A 12,877-nucleotide genomic window follows, 5' to 3' on the forward strand; every position below is an offset into this window, starting at 1 on the left:
GTCCTTCGGAAATCTGGGCCGACGGAAAGCCCACGGCACGCGCCGAACTGCAACGGGAGGGAATCCCGGTCACCCGCCGCGGGGGCGGCGGGTGGCGCATCATCCCAACCGGCCGCCGGGCGTATTTCCGGTGGTCGGGAATGCCCGGTCCGGGCGGCGCCATGACGAGAAGACAGACCCTTCGATGCGTAACCTCCTCGGCAAGCAGACCACACTGTCCCGTCGCGTAACCTTGACGGGCGTTGGCGTTCACTCTGGCAAGCCGGCCACCATAATCCTCTCTCCCGCCGAGGCCGACCGCGGCATCGTGTTCGTGCGCACCGGCACGGACGGTGCCGAGGTGGAGATCCCGGCGCGGTACGACACGGTGGTCGCCACGGAACTCTGCACCGTGATCGGTGCCGAGGGACACTCCGTCGCCACCATCGAACACCTGATGGCGGCCTTCGCCGCCCAGGGCGTCGACAACGCGATCGTGGAGATCGACGGCCCCGAGATGCCGATCATGGACGGCTGCGCCGCCGCTTTCCTGGCCGCCCTGCAGGAGGCCCGTCTGGTCGCCCTCAAGGCACCGCGCAAGGCCATCCGGATCCTGAAGCCGGTCCGCGTGGAGCAGGGCGACGCCTATGCGGAGCTGCTGCCCTACGACGGCACCCGCTACGACGTCACCATCGACTTCCAGGACCCGCTGATCGGCCGCCAGTCCTATGTGCTGGACCTTGCAGCCGCCACCTTCCGGCGCGAGATCGCCCGGGCCCGCACCTTCGGCTTCATGCGCGACGTGGAGAAGCTCTGGACCATGGGCTTCGCCCTCGGGTCCTCGCTGGAGAACTCCGTGGCGATCGGCGACGACCGCATCCTCAACCCGGAAGGTCTTCGCTTCTCCGACGAGTTCGTCCGCCACAAGACGCTCGACGCGGTGGGCGACCTTGCGCTCGCGGGCCGGCCCTTCATCGGCCACTTCCGCTCCTACAAGGGCGGTCACCGCATGAACTGGCTGGTGCTGAAGGCCCTGTTCGCGGACGAAACCGCCTACGAGGTGGTGGGCGAGCAGCGCACCGTGGAGACCGCCGGCGGTCTTTCCGTCGCGGCGCCCGCACTCGGCCCCGCCAAGGCCTGAAACGCCCCGATCACGACCGTCCGCGGCGCCAGCGCCTCGGACGTCCCGGCCGTTCGCCCCATCGCGCAAAGGCCTGATTTCCCGATCCTTGCCGCCGCCCCGCCTTAATCTTCCCCGAAGAGGGGCGGTCCGTAGCGCATGGGCGAACTTTGCGCTAGAACCGCTCCGGTTCAAGCAACGGGCCGGCGGCGAGTCTCTCCAATGCGGCGACTCGCTCCTTTCCGCCATGGGGTCTTCATGAGGCAGTCGTTCCTTCGTTCCGCCGTGGTCGCCGTCGCTCTGGCGAGCCTTACCGGTCTCACCGCATGCTCCGGCGACGACCCGCTGGAGCCCTTCGTGGAGATCCCGGCCGAGAAGCTCTACAACGAGGGCATCTTCTATCTGAAGGAAGGCAGCTACAGCCTGGCGACCGAGCGTTTCGACGAGGTCGACAAGCAGCACCCCTATTCGGAATGGGCGCGCAAGGCGCTCATCATGTCGGCCTACACCAACTACACGCGCGGCTCCTACGACGACGCCATCATCTCGGCGCGTCGCTACGTGACGCTCTACCCGGGTTCGGAGGACGCGGCCTACGCCCAGTTCCTGGTCGGCCAGTCCTACTTCAACCAGATGCCGGACGTGACCCGCGACCAGGCCCAGACCAACAAGGCCCTGGAGGCGATGACCGAACTGGTCCAGCGCTATCCGGAAAGCCCCTACGCGGCCGAAGGCCAGAAGAAGATCGACATCGCCCGCGACCAGTTGGCCGCCAAGGAGATGGAGACCGGGCGCTATTACCTGAACCGGCGCGAGTACATCGGCGCGATCAACCGCTTCAAGACGGTGGTCACCAACTACCAGACCACGCGCCATGTGGAAGAGGCCCTGATGCGCCTGACCGAGGCCTACTTCTCGCTGGGCGTGGTCAACGAGGCGCAGACCGCCGCGGCCGTGCTTGGCCACAACTATCCGGAAAGCCGCTGGTACAAGGACGCCTACGTGCTCCTGCAGACCAACGGCCTGGAACCGCGCGAGGAAGGGACGTCCTGGATCTCCAAGGCGTTCAAGACGGTCCTCGGCTGACGGCGCGAGGGGGGCTGCCGGGCGCATGCTGCAGTCGCTGGCGATTCGCGACATCGTCCTGATCGAGCGCCTGGAGATCGACTTCGCGCGCGGCCTCACCGTGCTGACCGGCGAGACCGGCGCCGGCAAGTCCATCCTGCTCGACGCCCTGTCGCTCGCCCTCGGCGGGCGCGGCGACGCCGGCCTCGTGCGCCACGGTGCCGACCAGGGCCAGGTCACCGCCGTGTTCGACCTGCCGGCCAAGCACCCCGCCCGTGCGATCCTCCGCGACAACGACATCGACGACGACGGCGACCTGATCCTCCGCCGGGTGCAGACCGCCGACGGCCGCACCCGCGCCTTCGCCAACGATCAGGCGGTGAGCGCCAGTCTCCTCCGCCAGATCGGCGCCCGGCTGGTGGAGATCCACGGCCAGCACGACGACCGCGCCCTTATCGACCCGGCGAGCCACCGCGCCCTCATCGACGCCTTCGGCGGCCTGGAGCCCCAGGTCGCGGCGGTCGCCACCGCTTACAGGGCCTGGCGGACGGCGGAGAAGTCCCTCGCCGAGCTCACGGCCCGGATCGAGGCCGCCCGCCGGGAGGCCGACTATCTCCGCGCCGCCGTGGAAGACTTGACGAAGCTCGCGCCGGCCGTCGGCGAGGAGACCGAACTCGCCGAGGCGCGCCAGACCATGATGCGGGCCGAGAAGGTGATGGGCGACCTTCGCGAGGCCTACGAGCAGCTGAACGGCACCGGCTCGCCGATCCCGGAGCTTGCCGCCCTCCTCCGCCGGCTGGAGCGCAAGACCGAGCTCGCCGCCATGGTGGAGCGGCCGATCGCCGTCCTCTCCGCCGCCCTCGACAACCTGGAGGAGGCGCGGCTGGAGTTCGAGGCGACTCTCCGCGCCGCCGACTACGACCCCGCCACCCTGGAGCGCACCGAGGAGCGGCTGTTCGCCCTCCGGGCGGCCGCGCGCAAGTACTCGGTGATGCCGGACGACCTTCCCGCGGTTGCCGCCCGCATGGCCGCGGACCTTGCCGACCTCGACGCCGGCGAGGACAAGCTCACCGCCCTCGTGAAGGAGAGCGCCACCGCCCGCGCGGCCTTCGACGTGGCGTCCGAGGAGCTCACCAAGCGCCGTCACGTGACCGCCCGGCATCTGGAGGCCGCCGTCGCCGCCGAACTGCCGGCCCTGAAGCTGGAGCGCGCCCGCTTCATCGTGGAGATTACCTCCGACCGGGAGGCCCGCACCGCCGACGGCGTAGACACCCTGGAGTTCTGGGTGCAGACCAACCCGGGCACCCGTCCCGGCCCGATGATGAAGGTGGCGTCCGGCGGCGAGCTTTCGCGCTTCCTCCTCGCCCTCAAGGTGTCGCTCGCCGACAAGGGCTCGGCGCCCACCCTCGTGTTCGACGAGATCGACACGGGCGTCGGCGGCGCCGTGGCGGAGGCCATCGGCACCCGCCTCGCCCGCCTGTCGGAAACCGTGCAGGTGCTCTCCGTCACCCACGCCCCGCAGGTCGCCGCCCGGGCCATGAGCCATCTCCTGATCGCCAAGGAGGCCGTCGACGACGGCGCCCGCGTGACCACCCGCGTCTCCCCACTCGACCGCCCCCACCGCCGCGAAGAGATCGCCCGCATGCTCGCCGGCAGCCGCATCACCGAGGAGGCCAGGAAGGCGGCGGAGAAGCTGATGGCGGGGGAGTGAGGTGTGCGGCCTGACGCCGACGACGGCAGGCCTTAGTGCCGACCAGGACAATGCGTGGGTGGTCCGCCTTCGCGGACCATGACGGTGAATGGCGAGACAAGGCGGACCGCTGCATGCCCGCCAGATCCGCGACAACCGTCGCCCATGCCTCGCAAGATCAGATCACACCACCCCACCCAACCCGCCAACCGTCATGGTCCGCGAAGGCGGACCACCCACGCAATGCGCCATATCAGCCCTCAGGCCCCTCCCCTCACCCCTGTTTGCGCTCCCTCAATGCCCCCGCGTCCGTCATGCTCTACTCACCCCTCATGACCGACCTTTTCGCCTTCGGCCTAGCCGTCCTCGCCCTCCTCGCCACGCCCGGCCCCACCAACACGCTCCTGGCCGCCTCGGGCGCGAGCGTCGGCCTGCGCCGCTCGCTGCGCCTGGTGCCGGTCGAACTCACCGCCTATGCGATGTCGATCGGCGGCCTCACCGTCGGGCTCGGCCCCACGGTCGGCGCCGAACCGGGCCTTCAGACGGGGCTGCGGCTCGCCGCCGGCGCCTGGCTCGCCTGGTGCGCCGTGCGGCTCTGGCGCGAGGCGGGCGGGCGCTTCGAAGGCGCGCGGAAACCGATCGGGCCTCAACGCATCTTCGTCACCACACTCCTCAACCCGAAAGCACTCGTCTTCGCCTTCGTGATCATGCCGCAACCGCCGTCCGTCGCCCACGCGGCCCTCTTCGCCGTGCTGGTCGCCGCCGTCGCTCTCGGCTGGGCGGCGCTCGGTGCCGCGATGGCCGCAGGCGCCGGCGGGCGGGCCTCCCCAACCCGGATCTACCGCCTGTCAGCCGTCCTCCTCGGCCTCTTCGCGTCGCTCCTAGCCGGATCGACCATGGCGGCGGCTGTCCTCTGACAGACGACGCGGGCAGCCCCGAAGGGTCGGACCCTTGCGACCGCAGGCCGGTGCTCCACCCTTGAGATCGGCCCGCGTCCGGTGTCGAATGCCGGCCGGAATCGCGTTGGTTGATCGAGGTGCCCCGTGTCGGACCAGTCCCTTGCCCTGAAGCCCGTGGAGAGCCTGACGCTGGAGGAAGCGCAAGCGGAACTGGGCCGTCTCGCCGCCGAGATCGCCGTTCACGACAAGGCCTATCACGGCGCCGACGCGCCCCTCATCACCGACGCCGAATACGACGCCCTCCGCGCCCGCAATCTCGCCATCGAAGAGCGTTTCCCCGAACTGGTGCGCGCCGACAGCCCCTCCCGCCGCGTCGGCGCCACGCCGTCGGAAGCCTTCGCGGAGATCCGCCACGCCCGGCCGATGCTCTCGCTCGACAACCTCTTCTCCGACGAGGACGTGGTCGACTTCGCGGACAGCGTGCGCCGCTTCCTCGGGCTTGGCGCCGACGCCCTGCCGGTCTTCACGGCCGAGCCCAAGATCGACGGCCTCTCGCTCTCCATCCGCTACGAGGGTGGCCGGCTCGCGGTGGCGGCGACCCGCGGCGACGGCCTCACGGGCGAGAACGTCACCGCCAACGTGCGGACCATCGCGGACATTCCCGACACCCTGCCGGCGGGGGTGCCGGACGTGGTGGAGATCCGCGGCGAGGTCTACATGGGCCGCAAGGACTTTCTCGCCCTCAACGAGCGCATGCGGGCCGAGGGCGGCAAGGTGTTCGCCAACCCGCGGAACGCCGCCGCCGGGTCGCTGCGCCAGCTCGATCCGACCATCACGGCCAAACGGCCCTTGCGCTTCTTCGCCTATGCGTGGGGCGACATGCCCCGCCTGGAGACGACCCAGTACGACACGGTCCGCCGCTTCGCCGACTGGGGCTTTCCGGTCAACGACCTGATGGTGCGCTGCCCCTCCGTGGAGGCCATGATCGCCCACTATCACCGCATCGAGGCCGACCGGGCGACGCTCGACTACGACATCGACGGCGTCGTCTACAAGGTGGACGACCTCACCCTCCAGGACCGGCTAGGCTTCCGCTCGCGCAGCCCACGCTGGGCGACCGCCCACAAGTTCCCCGCCGAACGGGCCTTCACGGTGCTGAAGGACATCGAGATCCAGGTCGGCCGCACCGGCGCCCTCACCCCCGTCGCCAAGCTGGAGCCGGTCACCGTCGGCGGCGTGGTCGTCTCCAACGCCACACTCCACAACGAGGACTATATCAAGGGCATCGGCCAGTCGGGCCTGCCGATCCGCGAAGGCCGCGACATCCGCGTCGGCGACACGGTGATCGTCCAGCGCGCCGGCGACGTGATCCCGCAGATCGTCGACGTGGTGACGGACAAGCGCGGCCCGGACTCCGTGCCCTACGTCTTCCCCACCCTCTGCCCGGCGTGCGGCAGCCACGCGGTGCGCGAGGAGCGCGGCGACGGGCGGCTCGACGCGGTGCGCCGCTGCACCGGCGGGCTGGTCTGCCCGGCCCAGCAGGTGGAGAAGCTGAAGCACTTCGCCTCCCGCAACGCCTTCGACATCGAGGGCCTCGGAGACAAGCAGATCGAGTTCTTCCACGCACTGGAGGAACCGGAGCTTCGCATCCGCACCCCCGCCGACATCTTCACCCTGGAGGCGCGCGAGGCGAAGAGCTTCAAGCGCCTGCGCGACTTTCCCGGCTTCGGCGCCACCTCGGTGAAGAACCTCTTCGCCGCCATCGAGGCGCGCCGGGCCATCGCGCTCAACCGGCTGATCTTCGGCCTCGGCATCCGCCACGTGGGCGAGACCAACGCCAAGATCCTCGCCCGCGCCTACGGCACCTGGGACCACTTCCAGGAGGCCATGATCGCCGCCGCCGACAAGCCCGGCGAAGCCTGGGCGGAGCTCAACGCCGTCGACGGCATCGGCACCGTGGTGGCCGAGGCGGTGGTGGACTTCTTCGCCGAGCCGCACAACCGCGACGCCGTCGCCGCCCTGTTGGCCGAGGTGCGGCCGGAGGCGATGGAGGCGCTGGTCGCGGTCGCCTCCCCGGTCGCCGGCAAGACCGTCGTCTTCACCGGCAGCCTGGAGAAGATGACCCGCGACGAGGCCAAGGCGACCGCCGAGCGCCTGGGCGCCAAGGTCGCCGGTTCGGTGTCGAAGAAGACCGACCTGGTGGTCGCCGGCCCCGGCGCCGGCTCCAAGCTCGCCAAGGCCACGGAACTCGGCATCGAGGTGATCGACGAGGACGCCTGGCTTGAGCGGATCCAGGGGCTCTGAACAGTTCGGACATTCAAGCGCCGCTCCCAATATCGTGATTGACACGGTCAATGGGAAAGTTCGCATTTTAACGATGTCAAAGCCTCCGGCGGCGATCCTAAAGACGTCCAGCACAGGAGGCACAGGACATGTCCGTTGGTAACTGCACGAGCTGCGGGTCGCAGGGCAGCCATAGCCCTGCCCCGTCATCGCGGGTCGAAGCCCCTGCTCCGGCTCCGGCGCCCGCTCCGGTGAAAGCCGCCGCGCCGGCCGGTACCGGGCGCGTCGTCGACGTCAGCGCCTGACACGGTGGCGTCGCGGCTTCCTCGCGGGTCGCGGCGCCCCCCTTGCCGGGCGGCGGCGGCATCGGCACTCTCTCCATCGCAACGCGACACCGGAGGCTCTCGGCCCATGTCCCTCGTCCTTCTTCCCACCGACGCCCTCATCGTGGTCGACGTGCAGACCGACTTCTGCCCCGGCGGCGCCCTTGCGGTGGCCGACGGCGACGCGGTGGTGCCGGTGATCAACCGGTTGGCGGGGCATTTCCGCAACGTGATTCTGACGCAGGACTGGCATCCGGCCGGGCACGCCTCCTTCGCCTCGTCGCACGCCGGCATGGCGCCTTTCCAGACGACGGAGATGCCGTACGGCACCCAGGTGCTCTGGCCGGACCACTGCGTGCAGGGCACGCCGGGCGCGGCGCTTCACCCGGACCTCTCCATCCCCCACGCCCAGCTGATCATCCGCAAGGGCTACCACCCGGCGGTCGACAGCTATTCCGCCTTCCAGGAGGCGGACCGGAGCACCCACACCGGCCTTGCCGGATATCTGCGCGAGCGCGGCATCGCCCGCGTCTTCGTCGTCGGCCTCGCCACCGACTATTGCGTCGGCTGGACCGCCCTCGACGCCCGAACCGCCGGCTTCGACGCCACGGTGATCGAGGATGCCACAAGGGGCATCGGCCTCGACGGCTCCATGGCGCGCGCCTGGGAGGCCATGGCCGCCGCCGGTGTCGGCCGCATGATGTCGACCGCGATCGTCTGAGCGCAATTTCCTTCAAGACGATCCGGCGCTGAACGGCTAGACCCTCGCCATGGACCTGATCGACCAGTCCGCCGCCCTCGACCCGGCGACGCTCGGCCGCGCCGACCGTGCCCGCTTCTGGCGCGAGACCCGCCACGGCGGGCTCGAATGCCTGAGCGCGTCCTTTCGCGAGCACCGGTATGCCCCGCACAGCCACGACACTTTCGTGGTCGGCGTCATCGAGGCGGGCTGCGAGGCCTATCGGCTGCGCGGCGTGCGTCATCTGGCAGGCGCCGGCGACCTCTGCTTCGTCAATCCGGGCGAGGTGCACGACGGCGAACCCTTCGACGACGGCTACGCCTACCGCATGACCTATCCGTCCGAGGCCCTGCTCGCCGCCGTGGCGGCGGACCTCGCCGGCACGGACACGGCACCCGTCCCTCACTTCCGCGACGGCGTGGTGGCGGACGCTGAGGCCTTCGCCCTCTTCGGCCGTGCGCATCGACTGCTGGAGGCCGGCACGACGGCCCTCGGGGCCGACGAGGCGCTTATCGCAGCCTACAGCCTGATCGTCGGACGCCACGCGGCCATGCCGGTCCAGCGCGTCGCGGACGCGCCAGCTGCCGTCGCGCGGGCGCGCGACTATCTCGACGCGCACCACACGGAGGATGTGGACCTCGCCGCCCTCGCCTCCGTCGCGGGCCTGTCCCGGCACCACCTGGTGCGGGCGTTCAAGCGGCACACGGGCCTCACGCCGCACGCCTTCCAGACCGACCGGCGCATCCGCACCGCCCGGCGCCTGCTCGGCGAAGGGCGCCCCCTTGCCGACGTGGCGGTCGCGTGCGGCTTCAGCGATCAGAGCCACCTGACGCGCGTGTTCAAGGCCCGGGTCGGCGTGCCCCCCGGGGCTTTTCGGGTGGCGTGACCAGCCGAACCACGCTCTTCTGACACGCGACGCCAGCGGCCGGCAGCGCAATTTCCTTCAAGACGCCCCGGCCCGCCGTCGCCATGGTGCCGCGGACCCGCGGAGTCGTCCCGCGCCACGGACGAACCGGCCGGGCCCTCCCGGTCGGGCCAACGACCCGGCCAACGGCCGCCCGCCAATGTGACCAGGACTTTGCATGCTTCTTCCCACCTCCCCGTCCGCCGATGCCCGCGCCGGCGTGGCGGACGTGCTGCCCGCCACCCTGGCGGTCATCCCCTTCGCGCTCCTCCTCGGCAGCCAGGCCGCACAGAAGGGCCTTTCGGCCCTCGACATGCTGGCCATGTCGTCCATCGTGTTCGCCGGCGGCTCGCAATTTCTCGCGGTCGGGCTCTGGAGCGACCCGGCCCCGTGGGCGACGCTGGCACTCGCCGCCTTTCTGATCAACCTCCGCCACGTTCTGATGGGCGCCTCGCTCGCCCACAAGCTCGGCCGGTTCACTGCCCTCCAGCGGTTCGCGGGCGCTCACCTGATGACCGACGAGACTTGGGCGCTCGCCGAACGGCGCGCGCTCGACCGGCCGTTGACGCCCGCCTACTGGTTCGCGTCCGGCGCCGTGCTTTTCGTCAGTTGGCAGGTGTTCACCGTGCTCGGCACCATCCTCGGCGGCCTCGTCGCGGAACCGGAGCGCTACGGCATCGACTTCGCCTTCCCGGCGGTCTTCATCGCCCTCGCCCTCGGCTTCTGGACCGGCTGGCGCACCGCCCCGGTGATGGCCGCCTCCGCACTCACGGCGGTCGCCGTCCACGCGCTGGTGCCGGGCGCCTGGTCGGTGATCGCCGGCGCCTTCGCGGGGCTGGCTGCCGCCGTGCTCACCGCCCCCGCCGAGGCGATCGAGCCCCCTGCTGGCGCCCAGCCGGAGCCGCGTCCATGAGCCTCGATCCGATCAATCTCGTCGCCATCCTGGCCATGGGCATCGCCACCTACGCCACCCGGGCGGCCGGTCTCATCCTCGCCGACCGGCTGCCGCGACGGGGCCGGGTCCGCGTCGCGCTCGACGCCCTGCCCCCGGCCGTCCTAACCGCCGTTATCGCGCCGGCCGTGCTCGCCGGACCGGCCGAGATGATCGCCGGCGCCGTCACCATGGTGGCGGCCTTCCGCCTGCCGCTCTTGCCGGTGGTTGCGATCGGCGTCGCCACCGTGGCCCTGGCGCGCCTCGCCCTCGGCTGAACGACACCGGCGGGTCAGCGGGCGGAGAGCATGGCGACACCATAGACGGCGAGCACCCGATCCGCCGTCACCAGCACCATGCCGCGCCGGTCCGCCTGGGCGACGAGCATCCGGTCGAACGGATCGCCGTGGTGCAAGGGCAGCGCACCCGCCGCTTCCGCGTCCGCCGCTTCGATGGGGAGGAGTGCGAAGCCATTCGCGTCAACGCGCTCGCGAATGGAACCGTCGAACTCCAATCGCCCGACGCCGCGCTTGATCGCGATTTCCCAGACAGTCGCAACGCTCACCCAGATCGTGTTCCGGGCATCAGAGAGAATCGCCGCCACTGCCGGCGACAGAGTTGAACGTTCCAAGTCCCACCAGATCAGCACGTGTGTGTCGATCAGATAGTTCACGTTCAGTCCGCGAGGCCTTGGAAAGCCTTGAGTACATCATCCGGAAGCGGATCGTCGAAGGTGTCGTGGAACACGACATCAGCAAACGCATGAGCTGGCTTGCGCTGCACCGGAGCCTCCGCCACCGCCGGCGCGTCGGGCAGCGGCACGAGGCGCGCGACCGGCTTGCCGTTCCGAGCGATCACGATCTCCTCGCCGCCGGCGGCGCGGTCGACCAGCGACGACAGACGGGATTTGGCCTTTTCCAGGTTGACGACGTCGGACACGGCACAGGCTCCTTCCTCGTCAAAGATGCGGATGCAAGGGCCTCACGTCAAGCGCGCCCGTCCGCCAGATGCGAAGCGGCCCGCAAGGTCTCCCCCGCGGGCCGTCGTCGATGGAAGCCTGTCCGACCGAACCGGTCAGTTCTGGCGGCGCAGGAAGGCCGGGATCTCCAGCTGGTCGTCCTCGCTGATCCGCTGCGGCTGCGGACGGCCCTGCGGGTCGAGGCGGCCGGCGGCGCCTTGCGGCTGGGCCGGGCGCTTGGCGTACTCGCTGACGGCCTGCGGCGCCGGACGGCCCTGCGGCGGCTGCGGAGCCCGCGGCGCCTGGGGCGCGGCGGCGGCCGGGCGGGCCTGCGGCGCGGCCTGACGCTGCGGCTCGACCGGGTGGTCGTCGTCGCGGCGGCCGAGGCCGACGCTCGCGAGGCGGCGCAGGAGGCTCATCGGCCGCCGCTCCTCCTCGTGCTCTTCGTGCACCGGCTGCGGAGCGGCCGTGCCACGGAACTCGCGCTGGGCCATCTCCGGGAACTCGGTGATCGGCGGGATGCGCCGCTGGGCGGCCGGACGTTCCGCGGCCGGCGGGATGTAGGGCGCCGGGGCGGGCTCGGCCGCGTCCATCACCGGGGCGCGGGGCTCCGGATCCGGCTGGGCGACGGGCTCGTAGTGGGCGGCGGCCGGCTGGTAGGGCTCGATGGTGACGCGCGGATCCTGGGTGGCGGCACCGCGCGGCGCCTCGTGGTGGGCAAGGTCGAGCGCGGCCTCGATGGCGGCGGCGGCCTCCACGGCCGCGGTTTCCGCCACCGGCTGCGGGGCCGGAGCGACCGGCGCGACGGCCGGACGGGGCGCGTAGGTCTGGCGCGCCTCGGCGGCGACGACCGGCGACGGCGCGCGGGCGGCGCGGCTCGACACGTCGGCGACGCGGGCCGCCTGGGTCTCGTGCTGCTGGATCGCCGCCTGGTCGATGCCGGTGGCCACCACCGACACGCGGATGACGCCTTCCAGGCTGTCGTCGAAGGTGGCGCCGAGGATGATGTTGGCGTCCTGGTCCACTTCCTCGCGGATGCGGGTCGCCGCCTCGTCCACCTCGAACAGGGTCAGGTCCTTGCCGCCGGTGATCGAGATCAGCAGGCCGCGAGCGCCCTTCATCGACACCTCGTCGAGCAGCGGGTTGGCGATCGCCGCCTCCGCCGCCTGGATGGCGCGCTTGTCACCCGAGGCCTCGCCCGTGCCCATCATGGCCTTGCCCATGCCGCGCATGATCGACCGAACGTCGGCGAAGTCGAGGTTGATGAGACCCTCCTTCACCATCAGGTCGGTGATGCAGGCGACACCCGAGTAGAGCACCTGGTCGGCCATCGCGAAGGCGTCGGCGAAGGTGGTGCGCTCGTTGGCGATGCGGAAGAGGTTCTGGTTGGGGATGACGATCAGCGTGTCGACCGAGGCCTGCAGCTCCTCGATCCCGGCGTCGGCGACGCGCATGCGCCGCACGCCCTCGAACTGGAAGGGCTTGGTGACGACGCCGACGGTGAGGATGCCGTGTTCACGGGCGGCGCGCGCGATGACCGGGGCGGCGCCGGTGCCAGTGCCACCGCCCATGCCGGCCGTGATGAAGACCATGTGCGAGCCGGCCAGATGATCGTTGATCTCGTCGATCACCTCCTCGGCGGCCGCGCGGCCGACTTCCGGCTGCGAACCGGCGCCGAGACCCTCGGTCACCGCCACGCCCATCTGCACGATCCGGTCCGACTTGGACATCGTGAGCGCCTGGGCGTCGGTGTTCGCCACCACGAACTCCACCCCCTGCAGGCCGGCGGTGATCATGTTGTTCACGGCGTTGCCGCCGGCGCCACCCACACCGAACACGGTGATGCGCGGCTTCAGTTCCGTCAGGTCGGGCATCTTCAAGTTGATCGTCATGGCACCCTCGTCATCCTCTTCGCCGGCTCGCGCTCGGGCGGCATATCAATGCGGCGGCAGTTCTTGTCGCCCTGATCGGTCACTGTCTGCGTGA

The 12,877-nt window shown here is 70.7% G+C and carries 12 protein-coding genes; 9 read left to right on the forward strand and 3 right to left on the reverse strand.

Translation table 11 applies throughout. The features are described from left to right. The first annotated feature begins 184 nt into the window (after window positions 1-184). From lpxC to BUQ68_RS16710, 9 genes are all read left to right on the forward strand, one after another. Complete coding sequence (lpxC, locus tag BUQ68_RS16670) at window positions 185-1,120, forward strand: UDP-3-O-acyl-N-acetylglucosamine deacetylase (RefSeq protein WP_075217137.1); 936 nt, start codon at window positions 185-187, stop codon at window positions 1,118-1,120. A gap of 237 nt (window positions 1,121-1,357) precedes the next feature. Further along, entirely contained in the window at window positions 1,358-2,185 is an 828-nt protein-coding gene (locus tag BUQ68_RS16675; protein WP_075217220.1) for an outer membrane protein assembly factor BamD, read from the forward strand. 25 nt (window positions 2,186-2,210) lie between these two features. Beyond that, window positions 2,211-3,875 (forward strand): DNA repair protein RecN, encoded by a 1,665-nt coding sequence (gene recN, locus BUQ68_RS16680; RefSeq protein WP_075217138.1) that lies wholly within the window; start codon window positions 2,211-2,213, stop codon window positions 3,873-3,875. A 293-nt stretch (window positions 3,876-4,168) separates the two neighbouring features. Beyond that, the gene (locus BUQ68_RS16685) at window positions 4,169-4,771 is read left to right on the forward strand and encodes a LysE family translocator (RefSeq protein ID WP_075217139.1); all 603 of its coding nucleotides are present in this window, start codon (window positions 4,169-4,171) and stop codon (window positions 4,769-4,771) included. A gap of 126 nt (window positions 4,772-4,897) precedes the next feature. Beyond that, window positions 4,898-7,057, forward strand: a complete 2,160-nt coding sequence (ligA, locus tag BUQ68_RS16690) for an NAD-dependent DNA ligase LigA (protein ID WP_075217140.1) — start codon at window positions 4,898-4,900, stop codon at window positions 7,055-7,057. A 390-nt stretch (window positions 7,058-7,447) separates the two neighbouring features. Further along, complete coding sequence (gene pncA, locus BUQ68_RS16695) at window positions 7,448-8,080, forward strand: bifunctional nicotinamidase/pyrazinamidase (protein ID WP_075217141.1); 633 nt, start codon at window positions 7,448-7,450, stop codon at window positions 8,078-8,080. Window positions 8,081-8,129: 49 nt separating this feature from the next. After that, on the forward strand, window positions 8,130-8,984 hold the full coding sequence (locus BUQ68_RS16700) for a helix-turn-helix transcriptional regulator (protein ID WP_075217142.1): 855 nt from the start codon (window positions 8,130-8,132) through the stop codon (window positions 8,982-8,984). Between the two features lie 196 nt (window positions 8,985-9,180). Further along, window positions 9,181-9,915, forward strand: a complete 735-nt coding sequence (locus tag BUQ68_RS16705) for an AzlC family ABC transporter permease (protein ID WP_075217143.1) — start codon at window positions 9,181-9,183, stop codon at window positions 9,913-9,915. Continuing rightward, a complete protein-coding gene (locus tag BUQ68_RS16710; RefSeq protein ID WP_075217144.1) occupies window positions 9,912-10,211 on the forward strand; it encodes an AzlD family protein in 300 nt (99 codons plus the stop codon). The genes BUQ68_RS16705 and BUQ68_RS16710 overlap by 4 nt, the downstream gene beginning before the upstream one ends. Before the next feature lie 14 nt (window positions 10,212-10,225). Here the strand turns inward: BUQ68_RS16710 and BUQ68_RS16715 are convergent, their stop codons facing one another. The 3 genes from BUQ68_RS16715 to ftsZ form a co-directional block, all read right to left on the reverse strand. Further along, window positions 10,226-10,606, reverse strand: coding sequence for a type II toxin-antitoxin system VapC family toxin (locus tag BUQ68_RS16715; protein ID WP_075217145.1), 381 nt, complete (start codon window positions 10,604-10,606; stop codon window positions 10,226-10,228). Window positions 10,607-10,608: 2 nt separating this feature from the next. Then, entirely contained in the window at window positions 10,609-10,872 is a 264-nt protein-coding gene (locus BUQ68_RS16720; RefSeq protein ID WP_075217146.1) for a type II toxin-antitoxin system Phd/YefM family antitoxin, read from the reverse strand. A gap of 135 nt (window positions 10,873-11,007) precedes the next feature. Then, window positions 11,008-12,783 carry a cell division protein FtsZ gene (gene ftsZ / locus BUQ68_RS16725; RefSeq protein WP_075217147.1) on the reverse strand — a complete coding sequence of 592 codons (1,776 nt, stop codon included), beginning with the start codon at window positions 12,781-12,783 and terminating at the stop codon, window positions 11,008-11,010. Window positions 12,784-12,877 lie beyond the last annotated feature (94 nt).

The sequence above is a fragment of the Mongoliimonas terrestris genome, assembly GCF_001927285.1.
Lineage (GTDB): Bacteria > Pseudomonadota > Alphaproteobacteria > Rhizobiales > Pleomorphomonadaceae > Chthonobacter > Chthonobacter terrestris.

Bases quoted from the DNA above. Each gene is read 5' to 3' on its own strand.
- lpxC (WP_075217137.1), top strand. From the start codon at position 185: ATGCGTAACCTCCTCGGCAAGCAGACCACACTGTCCCGTCGCGTAACC.
- BUQ68_RS16675 (WP_075217220.1), top strand. From the start codon at position 1,358: ATGAGGCAGTCGTTCCTTCGTTCCGCCGTGGTCGCCGTCGCTCTGGCG.
- recN (WP_075217138.1), top strand. From the start codon at position 2,211: ATGCTGCAGTCGCTGGCGATTCGCGACATCGTCCTGATCGAGCGCCTG.
- BUQ68_RS16685 (WP_075217139.1), top strand. From the start codon at position 4,169: ATGCTCTACTCACCCCTCATGACCGACCTTTTCGCCTTCGGCCTAGCC.
- pncA (WP_075217141.1), top strand. From the start codon at position 7,448: ATGTCCCTCGTCCTTCTTCCCACCGACGCCCTCATCGTGGTCGACGTG.
- BUQ68_RS16700 (WP_075217142.1), top strand. From the start codon at position 8,130: ATGGACCTGATCGACCAGTCCGCCGCCCTCGACCCGGCGACGCTCGGC.
- BUQ68_RS16705 (WP_075217143.1), top strand. From the start codon at position 9,181: ATGCTTCTTCCCACCTCCCCGTCCGCCGATGCCCGCGCCGGCGTGGCG.
- BUQ68_RS16710 (WP_075217144.1), top strand. From the start codon at position 9,912: ATGAGCCTCGATCCGATCAATCTCGTCGCCATCCTGGCCATGGGCATC.
- ftsZ (WP_075217147.1), bottom strand. From the start codon at position 12,783: ATGACGATCAACTTGAAGATGCCCGACCTGACGGAACTGAAGCCGCGC.